The sequence below is a fragment of the Lysinibacillus xylanilyticus genome, assembly GCF_001708185.1.
GTDB classification, from domain to species: domain Bacteria; phylum Bacillota; class Bacilli; order Bacillales_A; family Planococcaceae; genus Lysinibacillus; species Lysinibacillus xylanilyticus_A.
In genome coordinates, this window is sequence record NZ_MDDN01000011.1 from 1 (window position 1) to 24,550 (window position 24,550).

The 24,550-nt window shown below is 37.4% G+C and carries 22 protein-coding genes, 2 tRNA genes and 3 riboswitches; of the genes, 16 read left to right on the top strand and 8 right to left on the bottom strand.

Going from position 1 to position 24,550, the window contains the following annotated elements:
* Positions 1-50 precede the first annotated feature (50 nt).
* Positions 51-127: transfer RNA gene (locus tag BFJ97_RS16900), tRNA-Asn, on the top strand.
* 1 nt (position 128) lies between these two features.
* Positions 129-200: transfer RNA gene (locus tag BFJ97_RS16905), tRNA-Glu, on the top strand.
* Positions 201-336: 136 nt separating this feature from the next.
* On the opposite strand, the gene BFJ97_RS16910 is transcribed toward BFJ97_RS16905, so the two are convergent.
* The 5 genes from BFJ97_RS16910 to BFJ97_RS24825 form a co-directional block, all read right to left on the bottom strand.
* Positions 337-1,470, bottom strand: a complete 1,134-nt coding sequence (locus tag BFJ97_RS16910; protein WP_068985835.1) for a GerAB/ArcD/ProY family transporter — start codon at positions 1,468-1,470, stop codon at positions 337-339.
* A 21-nt stretch (positions 1,471-1,491) separates the two neighbouring features.
* Positions 1,492-1,728 carry a hypothetical protein gene (locus BFJ97_RS16915; RefSeq protein WP_068985836.1) on the bottom strand — a complete coding sequence of 79 codons (237 nt, stop codon included), beginning with the start codon at positions 1,726-1,728 and terminating at the stop codon, positions 1,492-1,494.
* 84 nt (positions 1,729-1,812) lie between these two features.
* Positions 1,813-3,381, bottom strand: a complete 1,569-nt coding sequence (locus BFJ97_RS16920; RefSeq protein ID WP_083227085.1) for a spore germination protein — start codon at positions 3,379-3,381, stop codon at positions 1,813-1,815.
* 413 nt (positions 3,382-3,794) lie between these two features.
* The gene (locus BFJ97_RS16925) at positions 3,795-3,908 is read right to left on the bottom strand and encodes a YjcZ family sporulation protein (RefSeq protein WP_068985838.1); all 114 of its coding nucleotides are present in this window, start codon (positions 3,906-3,908) and stop codon (positions 3,795-3,797) included.
* Positions 3,909-4,117: 209 nt separating this feature from the next.
* Positions 4,118-4,270 carry a hypothetical protein gene (locus BFJ97_RS24825; RefSeq protein ID WP_175401789.1) on the bottom strand — a complete coding sequence of 51 codons (153 nt, stop codon included), beginning with the start codon at positions 4,268-4,270 and terminating at the stop codon, positions 4,118-4,120.
* Positions 4,271-4,492: 222 nt separating this feature from the next.
* Between BFJ97_RS24825 and BFJ97_RS16930 the strand changes: the two genes are divergently transcribed.
* Positions 4,493-5,539: a nitric oxide synthase oxygenase gene (locus BFJ97_RS16930; protein WP_068985839.1), complete on the top strand. Its 1,047-nt coding sequence runs from the start codon at positions 4,493-4,495 to the stop codon at positions 5,537-5,539.
* 31 nt (positions 5,540-5,570) lie between these two features.
* Here BFJ97_RS16930 and BFJ97_RS16935 read toward each other — a convergent pair whose 3' ends face one another.
* Positions 5,571-6,779 (bottom strand): CynX/NimT family MFS transporter, encoded by a 1,209-nt coding sequence (locus BFJ97_RS16935; protein WP_068985840.1) that lies wholly within the window; start codon positions 6,777-6,779, stop codon positions 5,571-5,573.
* A gap of 175 nt (positions 6,780-6,954) precedes the next feature.
* A riboswitch (Lysine riboswitch) is annotated at positions 6,955-7,132 on the top strand.
* 86 nt (positions 7,133-7,218) lie between these two features.
* On the opposite strand from BFJ97_RS16935, the gene BFJ97_RS16940 reads away from it, so the two are divergent.
* From BFJ97_RS16940 to BFJ97_RS16960, 5 genes are all read left to right on the top strand, one after another.
* Positions 7,219-8,682 (top strand): amino acid permease, encoded by a 1,464-nt coding sequence (locus BFJ97_RS16940; RefSeq protein ID WP_068985841.1) that lies wholly within the window; start codon positions 7,219-7,221, stop codon positions 8,680-8,682.
* Between the two features lie 569 nt (positions 8,683-9,251).
* The gene (locus BFJ97_RS16945; RefSeq protein WP_068985945.1) at positions 9,252-9,944 is read left to right on the top strand and encodes a response regulator transcription factor; all 693 of its coding nucleotides are present in this window, start codon (positions 9,252-9,254) and stop codon (positions 9,942-9,944) included.
* 4 nt (positions 9,945-9,948) lie between these two features.
* A complete protein-coding gene (locus BFJ97_RS16950) occupies positions 9,949-10,884 on the top strand; it encodes a sensor histidine kinase (RefSeq protein ID WP_068985946.1) in 936 nt (311 codons plus the stop codon).
* Between the two features lie 137 nt (positions 10,885-11,021).
* A complete protein-coding gene (locus BFJ97_RS16955) occupies positions 11,022-11,945 on the top strand; it encodes an ABC transporter ATP-binding protein (RefSeq protein ID WP_068985842.1) in 924 nt (307 codons plus the stop codon).
* Entirely contained in the window at positions 11,938-12,627 is a 690-nt protein-coding gene (locus tag BFJ97_RS16960; RefSeq protein ID WP_068985843.1) for an ABC transporter permease, read from the top strand. Before BFJ97_RS16955 ends, BFJ97_RS16960 begins: the two co-directional genes overlap by 8 nt.
* 59 nt (positions 12,628-12,686) lie before the next feature.
* Here BFJ97_RS16960 and BFJ97_RS16965 read toward each other — a convergent pair whose 3' ends face one another.
* Positions 12,687-13,952, bottom strand: a complete 1,266-nt coding sequence (locus BFJ97_RS16965) for an Nramp family divalent metal transporter (RefSeq protein ID WP_068985844.1) — start codon at positions 13,950-13,952, stop codon at positions 12,687-12,689.
* A 486-nt stretch (positions 13,953-14,438) separates the two neighbouring features.
* On the opposite strand from BFJ97_RS16965, the gene BFJ97_RS16970 reads away from it, so the two are divergent.
* From BFJ97_RS16970 to BFJ97_RS17005, 8 genes are all read left to right on the top strand, one after another.
* The gene (locus BFJ97_RS16970) at positions 14,439-15,134 is read left to right on the top strand and encodes a response regulator transcription factor (protein ID WP_068985845.1); all 696 of its coding nucleotides are present in this window, start codon (positions 14,439-14,441) and stop codon (positions 15,132-15,134) included.
* Positions 15,124-16,419 (top strand): HAMP domain-containing sensor histidine kinase, encoded by a 1,296-nt coding sequence (locus BFJ97_RS16975; RefSeq protein WP_068985846.1) that lies wholly within the window; start codon positions 15,124-15,126, stop codon positions 16,417-16,419. Before BFJ97_RS16970 ends, BFJ97_RS16975 begins: the two co-directional genes overlap by 11 nt.
* Entirely contained in the window at positions 16,416-17,087 is a 672-nt protein-coding gene (locus BFJ97_RS16980; RefSeq protein WP_068985847.1) for a PepSY domain-containing protein, read from the top strand. Before BFJ97_RS16975 ends, BFJ97_RS16980 begins: the two co-directional genes overlap by 4 nt.
* A gap of 169 nt (positions 17,088-17,256) precedes the next feature.
* Positions 17,257-17,784 carry a PepSY domain-containing protein gene (locus tag BFJ97_RS16985; protein WP_175401791.1) on the top strand — a complete coding sequence of 176 codons (528 nt, stop codon included), beginning with the start codon at positions 17,257-17,259 and terminating at the stop codon, positions 17,782-17,784.
* A gap of 176 nt (positions 17,785-17,960) precedes the next feature.
* A riboswitch (cyclic di-AMP (ydaO/yuaA leader) is annotated at positions 17,961-18,114 on the top strand.
* Positions 18,115-18,297: 183 nt separating this feature from the next.
* A complete protein-coding gene (locus BFJ97_RS16990) occupies positions 18,298-20,121 on the top strand; it encodes an APC family permease (protein ID WP_068985848.1) in 1,824 nt (607 codons plus the stop codon).
* Positions 20,122-20,295: 174 nt separating this feature from the next.
* A riboswitch (purine riboswitch) is annotated at positions 20,296-20,397 on the top strand.
* 133 nt (positions 20,398-20,530) lie between these two features.
* Complete coding sequence (locus BFJ97_RS16995; protein ID WP_068985849.1) at positions 20,531-21,115, top strand: xanthine phosphoribosyltransferase; 585 nt, start codon at positions 20,531-20,533, stop codon at positions 21,113-21,115.
* A complete protein-coding gene (locus BFJ97_RS17000; protein WP_068985850.1) occupies positions 21,115-22,413 on the top strand; it encodes a nucleobase:cation symporter-2 family protein in 1,299 nt (432 codons plus the stop codon). Before BFJ97_RS16995 ends, BFJ97_RS17000 begins: the two co-directional genes overlap by 1 nt.
* Positions 22,414-22,589: 176 nt before the next feature.
* Positions 22,590-23,111, top strand: a complete 522-nt coding sequence (locus BFJ97_RS17005) for a DUF2179 domain-containing protein (protein ID WP_068985851.1) — start codon at positions 22,590-22,592, stop codon at positions 23,109-23,111.
* Between the two features lie 46 nt (positions 23,112-23,157).
* Here the strand turns inward: BFJ97_RS17005 and BFJ97_RS17010 are convergent, their stop codons facing one another.
* Positions 23,158-24,447, bottom strand: a complete 1,290-nt coding sequence (locus tag BFJ97_RS17010; protein ID WP_068985852.1) for a DUF2252 domain-containing protein — start codon at positions 24,445-24,447, stop codon at positions 23,158-23,160.
* Positions 24,448-24,550: the final 103 nt, after the last annotated feature.

Here is a 24,550-nt window from a genome sequence, read left to right on the forward strand (position 1 = left end):
CCTGATAAGCGTGAGGTCGATGGTTCGAGTCCATTTAGGCCCACCATTATTCCGAAGTAGCTCAGTTGGTAGTAGCACCTGACTGTTAATCAGGTTGTCGCAGGTTCGAGTCCTGCCTTCGGAGCCACGGCCCCTTGGTCAAGTGGTTAAGACACCGCCCTTTCACGGCGGTAACACGGGTTCGAATCCCGTAGGGGTCATCAAGCATGTTGCACATTTGTGCAACATGCTTTTTTATGATTGCCATAGTTTTTGTATGTAAAAGAAGCTCAACTGGGATTAAAATGCAAAACTGCACACCCCATGTATTAGTTAGATTAATATTGAGTGTACAGTCTAGGTTGTTCCGGCATCTTTATTTTTTGATTTTTCATTTTCAGGGTTCTTAATGTTTCTCAATTTCGCGACAATAAGTAATAACAAAGGAAGAAAAAGGGCAAATATTCCAATATATAAGGGCCAAGTTTCTTGATTATATTTGCTAGAATGCATGTTATTTGGATGTACTATTTGAGAAAGTGCAACTGTAATCATCCCAAGTGGGAGAATTAATCGTCTGTGATCATTAATTTTAAGTATTTCTCCTAACCCCTTTACCGTTGCGTAAAAATACATGAAGGCTCTGACGAATATTGTGACCATCCAAATAAAAGCCATAATAACTTCAATACGTTGCAGGAAATTACCAATCGAAATTCTTTGCGCTAGCGTGTAACTAGGGAAGGTTCTAAGAGATGTATTTGTTACCCCCAATACTAAAATTGATAATGCTATAACAATTGTTAAAATTAATCCTCCTACTAATGTGCCAATATAAAACCCTTTCTTACCAGATGTATAGTTATTGATAGCTGATGGAAAAACCATTAATATAACGACTAATGGAAAAGAAAATAAACCCATAAAGTGTAAAATGCTATATATAAGAGGTTGTGCTGAAACTTCTAAAATTGGTTGTACATTTTTAATCTCTATTTCAGGGGTTATAAATAAAACAAAAATAATAAATATGAACAGAAAAGCAGGGAATAGTATTTCTAATGTACGCGCAAAAACTTCTATTCCTGAATAAGCTGCAAAAAGTATAATAAGGTTAAATAATATTGAAAATACAACGGGTGGCGTCTCTGGCATTACCTCTGTCTGAAGGAAATTTCCGATAAAATATAGTAGCTCGCCAGATGATAACAACGTTAAAATGACAAATCCAATGGTAACAATCTTCCCTAAAAAACTCCCCAATATTTTTTCTGTAATCTCTACAAAGGATAGAGTGGGCATCTTTTTTACTAAAGCCATAAACAGTGTTAGGATAGGTATACTTAATAAGGTACCTATAATGGCTACAATCCAAGCATCTTGTTTTACTTCAGTTGCGATACTTGCAGGAATAATTAAAATACTTGTCCCTACGGTAAAGAGAATTACAATTATTGTGAATTGACGTGAACTTATCAATTGCTTTTCCATAATATTCCTCCTTTCTTAAGATTATTTTTTTAATAACGTTGTTTTTAAAAAATCACTAACTGGATGGAAAATATACATAATTATATCCAGCGGACTAAATTGGATTGCTTTAAAACTTATAGCAATATTTAAGACTACACCAATCGTTAGCAAAAGGGAAAATGTCCAAACAGTTTTAGTATCTCCTTTTTTTAAACTTGGCAACTCAAAAAAAATAATACAAGCTGTAATAATTAATATTACTAATACCATAGCCATATAGATTACTCCTTTAATTGTGCGTTCTACATAGTCTCTAAACCTTGAGTTTTCACATTGACTTTGACAGTAGTTTTTTAATAGTTAATGAGCAGGTCGTTTCTTATTTTGTAATTGCTTATGTCCTCTAACATTATTAGTTTGGCTAATTAATCGCGGGCGAGTTAACAAAGATCGGCGTGGAAAAACGATTAGTGCATCTTTTTGATCCTTTGGAATTATTGGTGCAAAAGGGCTCATATAAGGTACACCAAAGGAACGTAAACTACATAAATGCATAATAAGAAACATCATTCCTATAAACACTCCAAATAACCCGAACATTGCTGCTAATCCCATTAAAGGAAAGCGTAAAATGCGTATGGAATTAGATAATCCATATGCAGGAAAAAGGAAGCTACATATCGCTGTTAATGCTACAATTATAACCATTGATGCTGAAACGATACCTGCTTGTACAGCAGCTTGTCCAATAATCAATGTTCCTACAATCGATATTGCAGGCCCTATCATTCTTGGCATACGAAGCCCTGCCTCCCTAAGTACTTCAAATGCAATCTCCATAATTAGAGCCTCAACAAACGCAGGAAATGGTACACCTTCTCGCTGTGAATAAATATTGATGAGCAAAGATGTGGGTATCATTTCGTGGTGAAAAGTCGTAAGGGAAATATAGAGAGAAGGAGCAACTAAGGCAAGACTAATCCCTAAAAACCTAATGATACGAATAAATGAGCTGATAAATGAATGTTGATAATAATCCTCTGCAGATTGCATGAAGGATGTAAATAATGCAGGTACAATTAAAACAAAGGGAGTACCATCTACTAAAATAGCAATTTTACCTTCTAATAATTCTCCTGCAATAACATCTGGACGTTCCGAATTATAAACAGTAGGAAATAGCGAGAATTTTGGGTCTTGAATTAGCGCTTCAATATAGCCACTTTCTAAAATGCCATCAATATCAATTCGATCCAATCGTTCAAAAACTTCCTGTACAATTTTTCCGTTTGCAATTCCATTTATATACATAACGGCAACATCTGTTTGAGTAACATCACCAATGACCCTAGATTTTATCCAAAGGTTTGGGCTTTTAATTTTACGCCGAATTAAAGCGGTATTAGTTCTCAAAGTCTCTGTAAATGATTCCCGAGGGCCTCTAATGACAGATTCTGTTGAGGGTTCTGTCACTGCTCTATCCTTCGAACTTTTTGTACTCGTAGCAATCCCTTTTGCCAGACCATCTAGTAAAATAACGGTGTCTCCATTTAAAATGGCACTAAACAATGCAGTAAAATCAACAATATCGTTAACATGTCCCACTGTTAAACAGTAATTCTTTAAATGTTGATTTAATTCATTGATTGTTGTTTCGGAAGTCTCCGTTAAATCAGATAAGAGAGGCTCTACGATAAAGTCTGAAATTACGGTTGTATCAGCTAAACCATCAGTGTGAATAATGGCGATTGATTGTTCCTTTAATTTTCCTATTAATGTTTCCCGTATAATAAGGTCACTACTGTTTCCGAAAGCTTCTTTTATAGTAGTAATATTTTTAGATAGTTTTATGTTTAGTAGTCCTTTTTGAATAAAATCATGGGAGATGTTAGTATTCTCGAAATCATTCACCTCAAATCTCCTCCTCATTAAGTTTTGAAACTATTAAGAGGATGTACAAATTTATATTTAATTAAACATAAAATTTTAGTTATTAAGAAAAAATCTTTTATCATATGTAAAGTTAGATTGAGATACTATATTTGGAGAAATGATTAGTAAATTTGAACAAATTATTTCAAATAATAGGGTAGGTTAGATGAAAACTAAAAGACGTAGAGTGGATTTTTAGGCATTTCATCAGGGGTGCTTTTTATTATGCTCGCAAAGTTAGATGGAAGTGTCAAATATACTTTGTGGGTTTGTAGAGGGATGAATACTTTGAAAGAAGAAAAATTAAAGGGGTCACGCGGAGGTTAGTGACCCTTATTAAATATTTGAAGGTGTAAAGGATAAGTTTGTATTATCCTAATCGTTATGAGCATTAGAGGTGTTACCGGGTATTAATAACATTTTGACATGAAACTAGCTCCAACGATAATCAGAAGAATGAATAGAACAACGATTAGAGCAAATGATGAACCAGACCCAGATCCATTACCATAGTCTTGAGACATAATTATTCCCCTCCTCTCTAAAATCTATAATATGAATATTTGTTAACAGGATTCGCGACATTCATCCACTAAAAAAATTTAACTTCTTTCAGCTGAAGTCTTATAGGTGGTGAGATGAATGCGTTTAAGTCACTTTTCAGCGCGTCCAAACATCCGTTAAAAGAAGTTCGGTGGATGTCACAAAATAGGAAAGGAGTGCTTATGGGATGTTAGCCTAAAACCATCGCATCCATGCGATAACGGCTAACTGACCTGCATCGTGTTGTTGCCGCTGCCGCTTCGCTTTCGCGCAGATAAAACCCTTTTGCTGTCGCTACGTTAGCACTACGCTTTCGCACAAAAACATTTGCAGGCCTAAGCACAAAGCCGATTCCGGACGACGCAATTATGTCGGGGCATAATTGATAATGAAAAAAGCTCACTTGCATAAGCTACACTTTTGGTATCTGATGAAATCACATGATGACCGTCTATAAATTTGAACAAAGTATTTCATATATGAAATATGTATGTTTTCCAACAGATATTTTCGTGGTGATTATAGTCCCATTCCTCTAATATGAGGGTAGATGGAGGAATTCGATATGAATTTACATGAGATACAGCAGTTTTTAGAACTTTATCAAGTAGAACAAAATGAGTCTAAAACATGGCTAGAAAATAAATTACAGCATATTAAAACAACAGGAGAATATATACCGACTACGGAGGAATTAACCTTCGGCGCACGAGTGGCATGGCGTAATAGCAATAAGTGTATTGGACGTTTGTTTTGGCAATCACTACATGTTATAGATGCCCGTGATATTTTAAAAGAAGAGGCTGTGTTCACTGCTTTACTTGAGCATATACAATATGCAACAAATGACGGCAAAATTCGTCCAACAATAACCGTTTTTGCACCAGGGCGAGTGCGTATATGGAATCACCAGCTAATCCGTTATGCGGGCTATGAAACGGAATCTGGAATCATTGGTGATCGACATTCCGTTGAGTTTACAAAAATATGCGAATCACTTGGCTGGCAAGGTGAGAAAACAGCATTTGATGTGCTTCCACTTGTTGTGCAGGTGGATGGAAGAGAGCCGCAAATGTTTACAATCCCTGATGAATATGTACTTGAGGTTCCGATTCGTCATCCTGAAGCTCCTCAAGTTGAAAAGCTAGGATTAAAATGGTATGCGGTGCCAATGATTTCGAGCATGCGCTTCCAAATGGCAGGTATCGATTTTCAGGCGGCTCCATTCAATGGATGGTATATGGGCACTGAAATCGGAGCACGTAATTTAGCTGATCATGAGCGTTATAATATGCTGCCCGCTATAGCAGAAATTTTTAACCTCGATACAACAAAGCAGGCTTCTCTATGGCGTGATCGTGCATTAGTTGAGCTCAATATTGCGGTATTACATTCATTTAAAGAAGATGGTGTGAGCATTGTAGATCATCATACCGCAGCTCAGCAATTTAAATTGTTTGAGGAAGCGGAAGCAGCAACAAATCGTGAAGTTACAGGGAATTGGACATGGTTGATTCCACCTCTTTCACCAGCTACAACGCATATTTTCCATAAGCCATATGTCAATGTTTATAATACACCGAACTATTTTTATCAGAAACCAGCTTATTAATCGGAAAAAGGCAGCACATGAGCTGCCTTTTTTAATTTACATATTCATTTTTAGAAGCCCTAAAAGAACATAAGGAAAGTATCAATACTACGACAACAAAGAGCCAGCCTACGATGTTCCAGCCGCCGAATACATCATGCAAGTATCCGAATAGGATTGGACCGATTGCAGCGAATAAATAACCTAAGGATTGTGCAAAGCCTGATAAATCAGCTGCTTCAAAAGCTGAACGGGTACGTAGTGTAAAGAACATCATCGCTAATGCGAATGAAGCACCCCCTGCTAAGCCGAGTAGCACCATCCACAGTACTGCGAAGTCTGTCCATTCCATCACTACCCCAATAAAGCCAACTATGTAAAATGACGTAAACATGAATACAAGGGGGCGTTGAGACGTCATTTTACTAGCAATAATAGGTACAGCTAAAGCCATCGGGACTTGTGAAAATTGCATGATGGAGAACATCCAGCCGGCACGATCTGCGGCTAAGCCTTGCGCTATGTATATTTCAGGAATCCAGGCAGCAGTTGTATAGAATAATAATGACTGTAACCCCATAGCACCTGTTACAGCCCAAGTAACAGGTGATTTCCATAAAGGTGTACGTTCTTTTGTAATCTTCAAAGTAGGCTCAGGCTTATTAAATTTCAACTGTGGAATCCAAATTAAAATGGTTAATCCCACTAGTACAAGCGAGATGGCCAGTGCACCTTGCCAGCCAAATGATGAATTGGCAATAGGATAGCTAATGCCAGCACCAAGCCCAGCTGTCAAATTCATCGACATTGTGAAAAATGCCATAAGTAAACCTATGTGATAGGGAAACTTCAATTTAAGCAATCCTGGAATAAGTACGTTACCGAATGCAATGGCGATACCAATTAGCACAGTACCAAACACGAGTAAAGTAGTTGTGCCAAGGGAGCGTATTATAATTCCTAATGCTAAAAGAATAGTAGATAAAAATAATGTTAATTCTAGCCCTAATTTACGTGCGACATTAGGGGCAAATGGTGATATGATTGCGAATGCTAGCAATGGGATTGTTGTTAGAAAGCCCGCGAGTACATTGGATATGCTGAGATCTTCACGGATAAAGGAAATAATGGGCCCAACAACTGTTAGTGGCATTCGTAATGTCGAGGCAATACAAATTACGCCGATCACTAGTAATAAGGTTGTTCCTCTCCAGCTGATTTTCCTGCTAAGATAAGTAGTCGAATGTTCATCAGTAGTCAAATAAATCCCTCCTGTTAGAACAATTATAATCGAACTACTATGCCATTGTATTAAATTATTTAAAGTGATGGAAAATTCAAAAAAAACGGAACATTAATCGAGTTATTGAAATGTCAAAGGTCGTATGTTAAACTAATACACATCATAAATTTAATAATTATATGCCTCAAGTTTGTATTGAGGTAGAGGTCGCGGTATTTAAGAGTATACTAATGGAAATGACAAGCATTAGAGATGTTAGTGGAAAGGAAATATCGCCGAAGTGTGAGGGGACTTGAAAACCTCATGCTGGGGCTGTCTCCGAAAGGAACAGAACTGTCACGTTTGGAACAACGTGTTGAGCTATCGTTTTTGAAAGAACTGAGGATTAACTTAGCCATCACTACGTTCATGTGATGGCATTTTTTTTGCCTCTTTAAAGAAGGAAGGAAGCTATATCGTGAGTGAAATAAAAGTGAATCAGCTCGGTAATAAAGCGCCGAAGCTGAAAAAAGAATTAAAAAGCCGTCATATTACTATGATTTCATTAGGCGGTACAATCGGTACAGGGTTGTTTTTAGCTAGTGGTGGTGCCATTGCGCAAGCAGGCCCTGGCGGAGCACTGCTCGCCTATGCATTAATTGGTATTATGGTGTACTTTTTAATGACGAGCTTAGGCGAAATGGCGGCTTATATGCCATCATCGGGCTCATTTAGTACGTATGCTACAAAATTTGTAGATCCGGCTTTAGGTTTTGCCCTTGGTTGGAACTACTGGTACAACTGGGCAATCACCATTGCGGCAGAGATTTCTGCTGTATCATTAATTATGAAATATTGGTTCCCGGATAGCTCATCAGCACTTTGGACTGCTTTATTTATCATTATAGTTTTAACGTTCAATTTACTATCGGTAAAAAGCTATGGTGAAAGTGAATATTGGTTTGCAATGATCAAGGTTGTAACTGTAATCATCTTTATTATCGTCAGTTTCTTAATGATTTTTGGTATTTTAGGTGGACAAGCTCCTGTAGGCTTTACGAATTTCTTTATTAGTGATGGACCATTCCACGGTGGTTTCCTTGCTACATTTGGTATTTTCTTAGCTGCGGGATTCTCTTTCCAAGGGACAGAGCTACTAGGAATAACAGCAGGGGAAACGGATGACCCTGGTAAAAATATTCCGAAAGCTGTTAAGTCTGTTTTCTGGCGAATTCTTTTATTCTATATTTTAGCGATTGCTGCAATTGGGATGCTGATTCCATTTACAGATGAACGTTTGTTGTCTGAGGATATCGCTGTATCACCATTTACACTAGTATTTGACCGTTTAGGAATTGCCTTTGCAGCGTCATTGATGAATGCCGTGATTTTAACGGCTATGCTGTCAGCAGGGAATTCAGGGCTCTATGCATCTTCTCGTATGCTGTGGCAATTAGCAGTAGATGGCCATGCACCAAAAATTTTCACTAAACTAAGCCGTCGAGGTATTCCCATTTATGCATTATTGGCGACATTAGCTGTAGGCTCCCTAGCATTTTTAGCTTCATTTTTTGGTGACGGTGTAGTCTATATGTGGCTTCTAAATGCCTCTGGGATGTCTGGCTTCATTGCCTGGCTAGGAATTGCATATAGCCATTATCGTTTCCGTCGAGCGTTCGAGGCACAAGGCTTGGATCCGAAATTGTTGCCATATAAAGCAAAGCTATTCCCATTCGGTCCGCTATTTGCTTTTACAGTTTGTATGATTGTTGTGATCGGTCAAAATTACACTGCCTTTATGGGTGACAAAATTGATTGGTACGGAGTCTTTGTTTCATATATTGGTATTCCACTGTTCTTACTGTTATGGCTTGGCTATAAAATCAAGCATAAAACAAAAATGCTTCCACTAGAGGAATGTGATTTAAAAGTAGAACAATAAAATTAAAACTGCCCTGTGAGTCATAGAAAATGACTTGCAAGGCAGTTTTTTAAGTTAAATAATAAATTTGTAACCCTAGAGTTCAAAATACTGCGAGGGAACGATTAATCTTTAAGCTCCAAGACCTCGTATCCCCATAATTGCAATCATCGATTCGTAGACTACAAGAATAAGCAAAATGATGAGTAATCCTAGTTAATTAAAAATACCTGTTTGTACTGGAGAGAAGAAGAAAGGGGACTTTAGTTTCTCAAATCGTCCTTCACTTTTGGTGCACAACCTTAATATGGTAAACTAATTGAGAAATGACACATCACCAAATTTCAGGTATAACATTTGTTGAAACGTATACCATGCATATAAGTTGATTGGAGTGGAGGCTGGCCGACTCCTTGGGGATTAGCGTCACAGATGAGACCCTGGAGCGAGCCCAGCGAGTGAAGCGGCTCATCGGACGCCCCCAGGAAAGCGCCCAGCTGGAACGGAAATCAACCCCTCTTTGTGGTGATGATCATAGTAATGACCAAGTCATATATAGACTGCTTTATATTAGGAAGAGGTGCATGAAAGTGCAAAACAATATATTACTAGTAGAAGATGACGAAGCCATTCGTGAAATGGTGGAAAACTATTTAACGATGGAGGGATTCCTTGTCACCTCTGCGGTAAATGGTGAGGAAGCATTACAAAATTGTTTAAACAATCCCTTTGATTTAGTGATCTTGGATATTATGATACCGAAACTTAATGGATTAGAAGTTTTAAAGATTATAAGAGAGCAAGCATCACTTCCAATTATCATTATGTCAGCCAAGGATAGTGATGTTGATAAAGCGTTGGGATTAGGATTAGGGGCAGATGATTATATCGCTAAGCCATTCTCTATGCTGGAATTTTCAGCACGTGTCAAAGCCGCAATTCGAAGAGCTACAAAATACTCCAGTCAAGTAGAGGAGAAGAAAGATACAGTAGAGATAGACAACTTATCAATCGACCTTGTTAATTTTTCAGCTGAGAAGAATGGACAACAAGTAAAGCTCACGTCAAAGGAATTTGCCATCTTGAAATTATTCGTGACAAATCGTAATCGCGTTTTTACAAAGCAGCAAATTTATCAACTAATCTGGAATGATGCTTACTATGGAGATGAAAACATTATTAATGTACATATAAGAAGATTACGCGAAAAAATTGAAGACGACCCATCCAACCCTCAATATATTAAAACGCTCTGGGGAATTGGCTATAAATTTGAAGGATAAACAGGTGATTATATTTCTACTATTTATAATTGTATTGCTCCTAGGTATTATAATTTTTCAGGTGAGAGCAAAAAAACAACAAGACGCTACTATTCAATACATGCATCAAAAACTGCAAGCAATCGTTGATGAACAATCGAGCGAGAAGATTTTAGTATCGACAGCTAATCAAGAAATACAGCAACTACTTATTGCGATGAATACCTTGTTGGATCACAATCAAAAAGTACTAGCAACACATCGAAAAATGGAGAGTTCTATGAAAAAGATGTTGGCGAATATTTCGCATGATCTTAAAACACCTTTAACAGTTGTATTAGGTTATACTGAAATGCTGCAGCTTAAGAACTCACTTTGTGAAGAGGAGCGGCAACGATTGCTTACTGGTGTTCATTCGAAAACATTGGAAGTATTAAAAATAATCCATACATTTTTTGACTTGGCAAAATTGGAGGCTGGAGATACAGATTATCCAATGACTAAAATCAATGTCAGTGAAATTTGCCGTAAAAACATTTTATCATTTTACGATATGGTCACCTCTATGGGGCTAGAAATTGATATTGCCATACCAGAGATATCCTTGAATGCACTTGGAAATGAGGAGGCATTAGATAGGGTTCTGAACAATTTACTGTCTAATGCTATTGCCTATGGGGCAGCTGGAAACGTAATCGGACTTTCAGTAAGAAATGATGATACTAACATCTTTATTGATGTATGGGATCGTGGTAAAGGCATTGACGAATATCATATTGATAATGTTTTTGAAAGAATGTATACGCTTGAGGATTCCAGAAATAAATCCTTCCAAGGTAGTGGCCTTGGCTTAACCATTACAAAACGTCTTGTAGAATTAATGGATGGCTCCATACAGCTCTCAAGTATTCCATATGAGAAAACCATTTTTACGGTTTCTTTAAAACGAATAATGTACTGAACAGTCATGCTTGTAGAGCATTTTAATTGCTTTACAAGCTTTTCTTTTGTGCTTAAGAAATTTGTAAGAATCCAGTAATAAATTTGAGAGTTTCGTTTTTTATAATAAGGTTAGCTAAATTTAAGGGAGAGATCTATATGACATATATTGTGAAAACAAATCAGCTTACAAAGGTGTATGAGGGAAAAGAAGTGGTTTCTGCCGTCAATATGCATGTGAAAAAGGGAGAAATTTATGGCTTTTTAGGTCCTAACGGTGCCGGAAAAACCACAGTCATGAAAATGCTGACAAATCTTACGAAGCCAACGGGTGGAGACATTGAAATCTTTGGTGAAAAATTAACTGATCAATCCTATGAAGTGCTGAAAAGGCTAGGTACAATTATTGAATATCCGATTTTCTATGAAAATTTAACAGCAAAGGAAACCTTAGAATTACATTGCGAATATATGGGCTATTATGACAAGAAAGAAATTACTCATGTCCTAGATCTAGTGAAACTGACAAACACAGAGAAGAAACGTGTAAAAGACTTTTCTCTTGGGATGAAACAGCGGTTGGGTATCGCGCGTGCGATTATTACTAAGCCGGAATTACTTATTTTAGATGAGCCGATTAACGGACTAGATCCTGTTGGAATTAAAGAACTTAGAGAGCTTTTCAAGATGCTTTGCAAAGAGTATGGAATTACAATTATTATTTCTAGTCACATTTTGGGTGAAATTGAACAAATAGCTGATACCATTGGCGTTATTAAGAATGGAAGATTAATTACAGAAGTCTCAATGGACGCTGTCAATCATAGTCAGGCAGAGTATATTGAAGTGATTGTTAACGATGGGAAAAAAGCAGCCTTTATTATAGAAAAGGAATTACATATTACTAATTTCAAGCTAATGGATGATAACTCTATTCGAATTTATGAATCAACAGCTTCTCAAAAGGTGCTAACTAAAACATTGATTGAGCATGATATTGAAATTGAGGGCATTAGCAAAAAAACAAGCTCATTAGAGGATTATTTCTTGAAGTTAATCAATGGAGGTGTCGTTAATGCTTAATTTAATGCGTCTGGAAATGAAAAAGTATCATTTAGGTTCCTATGTAAAACGAGCTATATTCGCAAATTTTGTGATATTAGGTGTCATGTTTATGCTTTTATTTATCACTAAAATAGAAGAAGATCCAGGTCTTGAAAATTATCAGATGGCACTAACCTTCATAGATGCAATGGTAAGAGCAGTATTTATCATTTTTGCATCTGTTTTAATCGCTAAACTTATTATTGGAGAATACAAATATAAAACGATCACTTTGGCATTTATGTATCCAATAAATAGAAAAAAATTGATTGCTTCAAAGCTAGCCATTGTTATTCTTTTTACCTTTAGTGCAATTATCTTATCAAATGCTTTAGTAACGACGATTTTTTGTGTTATTACAGAAAGTTTTAGATTAATTCCGGATACATTAACGACTACTTTAATTATGCAGCGTATTCCAGTTGTATTAATGAATGCCGTGGCAGCATCAGGCATGGCATTGATCCCATTGTATTTTGGTATGAGAAAATACTCCATTCCAACAACGATTTTATCATCAATACTCATTGTATCGGTCGTATCCTCGAATACAGGGAACTTTTCATTGAATGATATTATCTTCGTTCCAATAACATTAGCAATAATCGGTATCAGCGTTGCCTATTTAGCGATTCGAAATATTGAAAAGGTAGATATATAAAGGGGCTTTTTAGAAAAAAGTAGATGCCAGGCATTCAAAATGAGTGCCTGGCATTTTTTCTAACCAAATATCGTTTCCCATATTAAATATATATTTAAAGCTACAACAAGTACGACTATACACCAGCCTAAAAATGTTGTAATACGATGGTTGACTAGGCTTCCCATAATGTCCCGTTTACTTGTAAACATAACAAGAGGTATAAGGGCGAATGCAATACCAAAGGATAGAACAACTTGACTTAGAACAAGGGCATAGGTTGCGTTAACTCCAGATGCAATGATAACTAGTGGAGGTAACATTGTAATAGCTCTACGCAAATAAAGCGGTATTTTTCTTTGGATGAAGCCTTGCATCACGACGTCACCTGCTAGTGTACCAACTGAAGAGCTTGCAAGACCTGCGATGAGAAGTCCAAGAGCAAAGGATACTGCTGCCATTGGACCGAGCGCCTCTTTTAAACCGTTATAAGCGACATCTAGATCCTCCACTACTATACCTTGTGTATGGAATACTGCTGCTGCAATAACTAGCATACTCATATTGATGGCACCAGCAATAATCATCGCAATCACAATATCAATAAACTCAAAACGGAAAATACGTCTTTTTTCATTGTCATTACGTCCAACAATACGACTTTGTGTTAATGAAGAATGTAAATAAATAGCATGTGGCATAACCGTTGCTCCTAATATTCCTGTTGCGAGTAACAGGGAATCTACCCCTTCAAATTGCGGCGTGAACATCCCAATTGTTACTTCGCCCCAATTTGGTTGTGCTAAAAACGTTTGGAATGCAAAGGCTAGTACGACAATTAGCACCATGCCAGAAATACCTGCTTCAAATGCTCTAAAGCCTCTGCGTTGTAATTCTAAAATGGCAAATGAACCGACTGCTGTAATAAGTGCTGCAGGTAACATTGGAATATTAAATAACAAGTACAGCCCTAGTGCTGCCCCAATAAATTCTGCAAGATCTGTTGCGATAATCACCAATTCAGCCTGTATCCATAAAAATATAGATGTTCTTTTAGAAAAATGCTCCCGTGCTACCTCGGGCAAATTTTTACCAGTCGCAATACCAAGCTTTGCTGACAAAGATTGAATTAACACCGCCATCAAATTGGAAAAGACAATTACCCAAAGAAGTAAATAACCATATTGTGAACCAGCTGTTATGTTTGTCGCAAAGTTGCCTGGATCAATATAGGCAACTGCTGCGATAAAGGCTGGACCAAGAAACGGTAAAATTCGTCGCCAGCCTGTTATATCTCCGTCTAAAACCGCCTCAGCAGACGGTTTTGTTAGTCGTTTGTAAACCATGTTGTTCCCTCATTTCAAAAAGTATCGTAGAAGAAATAAAGTTTCCTTTAGGAAAATAGTATATTACTATTTTATAACTTGAGCAAAAAAATGTGAAGACTTTTGCCTGTTTTTTGTAACGCAATATTTATTCTGCATTAACTGCGGGTAAAAGTTCGATTGGTTAGGGGCAACAGGATGTTGATCACACAAGCGTTTTCACAGGATGTGAAGGTTTTAGGTTTTAGCTTGTGTTCCTCTATCCAGTAGGGATAAAGAAACCCCCACTGATTACAGTTTCACTTTATGTAGTTAAAGTATGCATGGAACCAAGACTATCAGAAATTTTAAGTTAAGAAATTTTGTTGAGAGTATGCCTGTTGTTCCCTAAATGAGTAGTTTCGTTTTGGAGGTAGAAGCATATGTTTTATTCTCATCATTTTCTAATTAGACTTTCACCCCTTGTATCGTTTACGATGAGAAGAAAATGATGGGGAATGATTCGGCATGACCAAGCGAATTTTAATAATAGAGGATGAAGAGAATATTGCAAGGGTCCTACAGTTAGAGCTTCAATTTGAGGGTTATAAGGCTGACACAGTACATACAGGCACAGATGGTTTGCTTAAATACCGTGAGCAGCAATGGGATTTAATCTTATTGGATGTTATGCTCCCTGAGATGAGCGGGATTGATGTGCTAAAGCGTATTCGTGCAACAGAATCACAGACGCCAGTAATTATGCTGACCGCAAAGAGTGAGGTTGAAGATAAGGTAAAGGGTCTGGATCTTGGAGCGAATGATTATGTAACAAAGCCGTTTGATATTGAAGAATTACTTGCTCGCATTCGAAATGCTTTAAGATTTTCTCAAAGAAGTAACCACCAACAAGTTCAACCGGCATTTGAGCAATTATCCATTAATGAGCAAACACGAGAGGTTGTTTATTATGGGGAAGGGGTTCAATTGACACCTCGTGAATATGGTCTTCTCTTATATTTATTGAAACACCCAAAGCAGGTACTATCGCGTGAGCAAATTTTAGAGGCTGTATGGGGGTATGACTATTATGGGGATACGAACGTTGTGGATGTTTATATTCGTTATGTTCGACAAAAACTTGAAGCTGCTAATGATACACCCATTATCCAAACGGTGCGTGGTGTTGGCTATGTGCTGAAGGAGCACAAACATGAGACTTAAAACAAAAATTCATTTGCTAACGACTTTATTAATGCTTGTTATGTTAGTAGCAACGAATAGTGGAATTTATTTTTTGTATGAAAAGTTTTCTTATAGTACCGAATATAAACAGCTCCAAGCACGAGCAAATGAGCTAAGTTCTACATTGAGTCAGTTAAATGAACAAACTAACTTACAGCAAGTTTTAAGAGCTTATATGCCAACAGATGGAGCAGTGTATATTTATGATGAACAGCACGTAATCATGAAGGTTCAGGCTACACTAGAGATGCCTGATGTCCCATACATTAGCTTCACTATGCCAGCTATTTGGATAGACGGAACAGTTGTGCAAATAAAATTAAAGCAGTCAGTGGAGGAAGTGGCAAGCACATTAGGTTTGCTGAAAGCGATATTGGTGGTTGTTTCAATTGTTGCAACAATTCCTATATTTTTAGCGAGTTTAGCACTTGGTCGCCTTATTCTATTGCCACTTGAACGCTTAAATAAAACGATGTTAAAAAGTACAACTACTGGAAAGTACGAAAAAATTGATATTCCCGACAAAGGCCGGGATGAGTTAACAAATATAAATCGTACTTTTAACATAATGATGGAGAAGCTTGAACAGCATTACCAAAAGCAACAGCAATTTGTGTCAAATGCTTCCCATGAATTAAAAACGCCTATTACTGTGATTGAAAGCTATGCAAAATTACTATTGCGCAGAGGCTTTGACAATAAGGAGGTAGCGCAGGAATCGCTACAAGCCATTGTGAATGAATCATCGCGCATGCATGAAATGGTGTTGCAATTGCTGGAGTTAGCCAAAAACAAGGAGCATCTTGACGTACATTTTGTTCAGTTAGAGCTTGCTCCATTCTTAAATAAGGTGGCCACGCAAATGCAACAGGCTTATCATCGCGGATTCATCGTCGATGCTGAAATGCCAAACTATATTTATAGCGATGAAAAAATGTTGAAACAGTTGCTCTTTATTTTACTTGATAATGCTCGAAAATATAGTGAGAGAGAAGTCCACATACATACTACAGACATTTCTGAGTATGTTCTCATTACTATTCAAGATTTTGGGGTTGGGATTCCAGCTGAGCATATTCCCCATTTATTTGAGCGTTTTTATCGTGTGGCGGAGGACCGCAACCGTAAAACTGGAGGCTCAGGCTTAGGGCTCGCTATTGCCCATGAACTTGCAGGGCAGCTTGGTATTACGATTGATGTTGAAAGTACAATTGGCGAGGGCTCAAGCTTTACCCTACGTGTACCAAAGGGGGAGCAACAATGAAAAAATGGCTATTGATAATTGGTGCCATCATCCTTCTCTGTAGTGGAACGCTATGGTTTGTTCAGTATCGCTTCTTTCATGTTGAGCCTCTTAGTAAAGAACAGGCAATTCATCATATTGAAAAAATCTACAACGGTCATGTAACAAAGGCTAAAAATCAAGGAAATGAGTATGAAATGCTATTTACACGAGATGGTGCAACTTATATGGTGATGCTAGATGCAACTACACAGCAAATTACAAATTTAAAATTGAAGGAAGTGGAAAGTAAATTACCGTTAACAGAAGAGCAAATACGACATATGGTTGAGAAGGATTATGGGGATATTAAGAGTGTCGTGTTAGCAGATAACATTTACACTGTACGTGTTGAAAAAGAGGATCGACAAAGGGATCTCACACTCGATGCCTATACAGGTGATGTCTTGTCTAAAAAAGATGTTGAGCCAGTTGGGAAACCAGAAATTGTCAATGTTATTTCTAAAGAACAGGCAATGAAGATTGCTCTCCAACAACTAAATGGTGAGGTAGATTCCATTGATTATAAGGAAACAGAGGATGGTGGCTATTATTTAGTTGAAATTGAAACTAAGAATGAAGAAGCTGTTTTCCAAATACATGCAATCTCTGGAAAGGTGATGTCCGTCACATGGGATGAAGATCATTAAGTAATTCTAATGAAATTCTAATGTTTCTCTTATTGTTCTATCATCTTCGCTTGATAAGCTAAGAATAGATAAAGTACAACCCCGCTTAACTTTTTGGTTACCTCAGCTGCTTGACTTGAGGGGCGTTCAGCCAGATGTATGCGGGATAAAACAAAGGAGAGATGAACAGATGAAGATGAAAAAAATCATTTTAATCCCAGCGTTAGTCGGTGTACTTGGCGTTGGAGCTGTTATTGGATCAACAACTTTATTAACAGGTAATGCCCAAGAAAAAAAGGTATTATCAATGCAGGAAATTGAGAAAAAAGCACTAAAAGTTGTCAACGGTACCGTAACTGATATTGAGTTTGAGCAGAATCAATACCGCTCAGTTTATGAGATAGAGGTGTACACGGATACTGAAGAGCATGACTTAAAATTTGATGCCTATACAGGTGAGCTATTAAAGCAAAAGAAGGAACGTCGAGATCAAGATGATACGTATGACAAGATGACTGCTTCCACTACAACAACTAAAATCACAAAAGAGCAGGCTATTGAAAAGGCCTTAACAAAGGCAAAGGGTACAGTGACTAAAATTAAACTTGATGATGGGATTTACGAAATCGAAATCAGAAACGGACAGCAAGAATACGAAGTTGATGTTGATTCATCTACAGGTGAAATTATAGGCTTTGAACAAGATATTGAGGACTAATGTGCATAAGCTATCTTAAAAGTGGGACAATACTTTTAAGATAGCTTTTTTAGTTCTGTGAGTAATTACATACTACCTGAGAGAATATCTATGCTTTTCACTTATAATAATAAAAAATTTTCTTCTTTACTTTTTTTTAATACGAGCGTAATATGACATCATTATAAAGGTTTCAAATTTCTAAATCGCTGAAGCAACTGAACGCGGGGGACCCAGTTTTTACGGATTGTTTAACAATAATCCTTGGGGTGAATCTCTTCATTTTTTGAAGGGTAGGGCTACTCAGGCCCGAATCCGACAGCTAACCTCGTAAGCGTTAAGAGCAGAAAAGTTGGAGCTTGGCAGACGAATGAGCGTCTACAAGTCGTATTTAGTGATGACTTGTGGACGTTTTTTTTATCTTCATTCAAAAACGAAAATAAGCCCCAGTGGACTACACAGATACCGATTATGCGAAGGTGTAATCGATTTAGAAATGCGAAACACATCCCATGAAACTAGAAGGTGTTGTATATGAAATCCTCATTAAAACGTTATGTTATCGGCAAACCGTTGAGATCCGATACATTGGGGGAGCAAAAGCTTAATAAAAGAAAGGCACTTGCCATACTGTCGTCAGATGCTTTGTCATCAGTAGCGTATGGACCTGAGCAAATTTTAATTGTGCTCATGACGGTAAGTACTGTTGCCTTTTGGTATTCTCTACCGATTGCTGCTGGGGTAGTTGTGTTACTGGCAGCACTTATTTTTTCGTATCGTCAAGTTATTTTTGCGTATCCACATGGTGGTGGAGCATACGTAGTTTCTCGGGAGAATTTAGGTGTCAATGCCGGTCTCGTCGCGGGTGGTTCATTACTTGTCGATTACATTCTAACCGTTGCGGTAAGTGTATCGGCCGGGACCGATGCGATTACTTCGGCATTTCCAAGTCTGCATCCTTATAACGTGTTTATCGCTGTGTTTTTTGTTATATGTTTAACGCTTTTAAATCTACGTGGTGTTACAGAATCTGCATCCATATTAGCGTATCCAGTATATTTGTTTGTAGCTGTCATGCTGATATTAATTGGAGTGGGGATTTATAATGTAGCAACAGGGCAAGTTCCAGCAGAGTTGAGTCCAAAGGTTGGTACACCCGTTGCAGGAATTAGTCTTTTTATATTATTAAAGGCATTTGCATCAGGAAGCTCAGCTTTGACTGGTGTAGAAGCTATTTCAAATGCTATTCCTAATTTTAAAGATCCAGGACCAAAAAATGCGTCTAAAACGTTACTTGCGATGGGCGGTATTTTAGCGGTACTATTTATCGGTATTGTGAGTCTAGCTTATTTTTATGGAATTGCTCCAAATGCAGAAGAAACAGTTGTTTCGCAAATTGCGGAGGCAAGTGTAGGACGCAATTTCTTTTACTATATAGTGCAGGGTACAACAGCAATGATTTTAGTACTCGCTGCAAATACAGGTTATTCAGCCTTTCCTTTACTAGCAGTCAATTTATCGAAAGACCGTTTTATCCCAAGAATGTTCCAAATCCGTGGGGATCGTCTCGGTTATTCAAATGGAATCTTGATGCTTGGTTTAGCTGCCATTGTCTTAATCATTTTATTTGATGGGGCAACAGAACATTTAATTCCACTTTATGCAGTTGGTGTTTTTATTCCGTTTACGTTAGCGCAGGCCGGAATGATGCGAAAATGGTGGCGTGAAAAGCCAAAAGGTTGGGTTGCAAAATTTGCAATAAATACGATTGGAGCGGTTATTTCCTTTATTGTTGCCATGATGTTTTTTGTGACGAAATTACCTCAAGTATGGCCAGTATTTATCTTTTTACCAATAATTATTTTGACGTTTCATCGAATTAAACACCATTATCAAGCAGTTGGTGAGCAGTTAAGATTAAATAATGAGGAGCTACCTATTATTGAGGGGAATGTTTTCATAGTCCCTGTCGCTGGTATTACGAAAGTAGTTGAAAACACTTTGCATTACGCACATTCATTAAAGGTCGACAAAATTATTGCCTTTTACGTAGCCTTCGATCAAGATGACGCAAAAGCTTTTGAAGAGAAATGGAAAGCTTGGCAGCCAGATGTACGGCTTGTAACATACTATTCACCATATCGAAGTATTACACAGCCGTTGATGAAATTTATTAATAAGGTTGAACATCAATGTGCGAAAACAGGACATCAAGTAACAGTTGTTATCCCACAATTTATACCAAAAAAAGGATGGCATCATATGTTACATAATCAATCAAGTCTATTAATTCGCGCTACGCTGCTATTTAACAAAAATGTCGTCATTATGACAGTGCCTTTCCATTTAATAAAATAATGACTAGCCTGCTGGAAAATTGTCTGATATAATCAGTACGTTGGTTGTAAAACACGAACATTTACAATTGAAATTAATTAAAATTCCAGCAAATTCCGAAAAATCAATCTTTATTTAGTGAGTCATTTAGCACATTGCCGAATGAAGTACTGATTTAAATAATTGCTATGTATTACAGCTTCATACTGTTTCACTCATATAATAGCGAGAATATGGCTCGCAAGTTTCTACCGATTTACCGTAAATAAATCGACTATGGGTAGCAATGCTTTAGAAGATCTCATATAAGATGATGATGTTTTCTATTTGTTTCGACGTTTTTACGCTGAATGCTTTGCTCCACTCGTAGATGAATGGATCAAGGTATTCAGCGTTTTTTATTAAATTAAGAAAGAAGGAAATAAAGGAAATGAAGTTATTACACGATAAAATTATGCAAGAAGGAAAAGTTTTATCTTCATCTGTATTAAAAGTAGATTCATTTTTAAATCATCAAATCGACCCAATGCTTATGAAGGAAATTGGTCATGAGTTTGCCAATCGTTTCTCTGATCAAGTTATTACAAAAATAGTGACGATCGAATCTTCAGGTATCGCACCATCTGTTATGCTAGGGCTTGAAATCGGTGCACCTGTAGTATTTGCACGTAAACGTAAATCTTTAACATTATCAGATAATCTTTTTTCTTCAAAAGTACATTCTTTCACAAAAAATGAAACAAATGATATTTCAGTATCACGAAATTTCTTAAATGAAGATGATAACGTCCTAATTATCGATGATTTCTTAGCTAATGGAGAAGCTGTCAAAGGCTTGCTTGATATTGCAGCACAAGCTGGTGCAAATGTTGTGGGCGTCGGCATTGTTATTGAAAAAGGTTTCCAAGATGGTGGGAAATTATTACGCCAGCAAGGGATTCGCGTGGAATCATTAGCAATTGTAGAATCTCTTGAGGATGGCAAAGTTACATTTGCTGCGGAGGCTAATGCGTAATGAATGCCTTTAAATCGACTGCGCTAGCGATTCAACATTTACTTGCGATGTATGCAGGAGCCATTTTAGTGCCATTGATTATCGGTGGGGCAATCGGCTTTGATTCAACACAAATGACGTATTTAGTGGCGATTGACATTATGATGTGTGGAATCGCAACTCTTTTACAAGTGTATTATGGTAAATTTATCGGTATTGGTTTGCCAGTTGTCCTAGGTTGTACATTTACAGCAGTAAGTCCAATAATTGCAATCGGTACAAATCCAGAGCAAGGTATTACTGATATTTATGGTTCAATTATTGCATCAGGTGTAATCATTATGATTATTGCCGGCTTCTTCGGAAAGCTAGTAAAATTCTTCCCGCCTGTTGTGACAGGTTCGGTAGTGTCGATTATCGGTATCTCTTTATTACCAGTAGCTTTAAACAATATGGCGGGTGGACTAGGTGCAAAAGATTTCGCATCTGGCTCGAATATAGCTTTAGCGTTTATTACACTCGTTATTATTTTAGTAGTTTATCGTTTTTCTACAGGGTTCGTCCGCGCAATCTCCATTTTAATTGGACTAGTTGCTGGGACAATCTTAGGCGCATTCATGGGTAAAGTTGATTTTAGCCCAGTTTCAGATGCAGACGCGTTACACATGGTTCAACCATTCTACTTTGGTATGCCAACATTTGATGCTACCGCGATTATTACAATGACACTCGTAGGAATGGTTTCTTTAGTAGAATCAACAGGAGTCTATTTTGCGCTAAGTGATATTTGCAATAAAAAGCTAGACTCAAAAGATTTAGCTCGTGGGTATCGTTCAGAAGGTCTTGCTTCGGTTATTGGTGGTATTTTCAATGCCTTCCCATACACAACGTTCTCACAAAACGTGGGTCTAACTCGTATGTCTGGCGTAAAAGATCGTAAAGTCATTTACATCACAGGTGGATTACTAGTAGCACTTGGCTTTCTACCAAAAATCGCAGCATTAACAACGATTATTCCAACACCAGTACTTGGTGCGGCAATGCTAGCGATGTTCGGCATGGTCATTACACAAGGTATGGGCATGCTAGTACCTGTAATGAATGAGTCAGCGGAAAATGCGATGATTGCTGCTGTAGCAGTTAGTCTTGGTGTCGGTGTATCGGTTGTACCAGGAATTTTCGATGCACTACCAGAAAGTATATCTCTTCTAACATCTAACGGTATCGTCTGTGGTTCGGTTACAGCGATTATCCTGAATATTTTATTCAACATGATCGGGCCAAAGCATAAGGAAGACCCGATGCATGGGGAAGTTTAAAGGTAATCTACAAAAATGTCATCTACTTCTATAGTAGGTGGCATTTTTTTATGAGACCAGATGTTTAATTCTTTTATTGGTAGGAAATCTATAAAATACATTTCATTAGAATTTAAATCAATATATCGACATACATATATAGTATATAAAACTACTCTCTGAAAGGTCTCTGACAAATGCAAAGTATATTTCTGATATTAATACTTCAATTAGTGTATGTACCTTTTTTAACGTTACGGACAATATTTTTAGTAAAGAATATTACTGTCCTTGCTGCTATATTCGGTATGCTGGAAATGTTAGTGTATGTATTTGGCCTTTCGCTTGTTTTTAACGGGGAACAGAGTATTTTAGCCATGAGTGTTTATGCATTTGGTTTTGGTCTAGGTATTTTCCTAGGTGCCAAAATTGAACGGAAACTGGCGATCGGCTATGTCTATACGACAATCAATACGCAAAATAAAAACGAAGAGCTCGTGAATTTCCTCCGTAATGAAGGCTTTGCAGTGACTATTTATATTGGTGAAGGTCGAGATAGTAACCGTTATAAATACGAAATATTAACTAAGAGAAATCGTGAGATGGAGCTGTTCCAAATTGTAGAGCAATTTGAACCAAATGCGTTTATTATTTCTTACGAGCCTAAATCATTCAAAGGTGGATTTTTACTCAATCGAATGAAGGCAAAGCAAAAATAAAAAGGACTTCCGCTTTATGGCAGAAGTCCTTTGTTCTTTCCACAGGTCAATTAAAACGCTCTTTGACCAACTCTTTAAACAACTCGAAATCCGAATAGACTATTTCTTTGTAGCGCATTGCCTGTAAAATCGTGCTTTCAACAAATACGTTACGCTCCTTACCAATAGCTTTTAATATTTCATCTTCACTATGGTAGGTGAAAACATCGGAGTAGTCGATATCGGCACGTGCATGGTTTTTGGCAGCAATTTGTCCCATCGTCGATGTTGTTGCAAAATAATCCTCTACATCCTTGTAGTTTTTAGGCTTCACCTTTTTCTTATAAGGGGAACGCTCACGGATATAGTATTCTTGCCCCTCCATCGTAACATAAGCTAAATGAGGGTCCTCTAAATGATGCATGGCTTTTTGAGTACCTACTACACGTGCTCCTTGGTGCACATAAGTTTCCCAGAATGTCTCATTGTACGGAAGGAAATATGCAGGGATTGCCGTGCGCACTTCCTTCATTTCAAGAACTAAATCGCATACTCCCTGTGCATTTGTTTCGTCCTCTACTAAAATATAATAGCGTTTTAAGCCGATGGATGCTGTCCCTGAACCGTATTTAATGGCGATATCTTTAATCTTATAGTTGGGTAGCGCAGTAGAGATTGCGGCATATTCTTCTGAAGTGACAGGCTGTACTTCTTCATTCCATAGGAAAACACGCTGTTCTTCATCGTTAATGTACGTGATATCCTGTACAAACTGTGAATGCTGACGTTTCTCTAATTTTTTCAAAACCTTTTTGATTGGTCCCTTTGTATTATCCTTTGTAAATGTTAATGTCAGTGGATCATCTTGTTTACGCTGAAACCGTTTTAGTTGGCTGACATAGCTATGTAGAAAATGATGAATGGCCTTTTCTTGAGCTTCATGATCTAAGCCTTGCTCCTCAAGATATAAAGCGATACTAACACTCATGCGACTAACATCATACAAGTAAGAGCCAACATAGCCTTCATCAAAATCATTAATATCGAACACAATGTCGCCTGTTTCATTTTGAAATGCACCGAAGTTGTCCATATGCATGTCTCCCTGTATCCAAGTAGGCATGACATCAGATGTATGGAAAATGGAAGGGGATTTCGTGACATCAAAATAAAATAAATAGGCACTTCCTCGGAAAAAACGGAAAGGACTATCTAGCATGGTGCGATACTTTTCTATACGTTGCTCCTTAGTTAATCTCATACGTTGACCATCAAATTCCTCGAAAATCGTCTCTAACAGTGTTCTTCTTAAAATTGTTCGTGTGTTCTTCACTTGTTCTAATAAAGTATGCTCCATAGCACATTCTCCTTTGTTCATCTAGTGATTTTACATGAATATACGGAAAATACAGGAATAAAGTTTCACCCGAAAAACCAAATAGAGCTTTAGAGAAATTTAT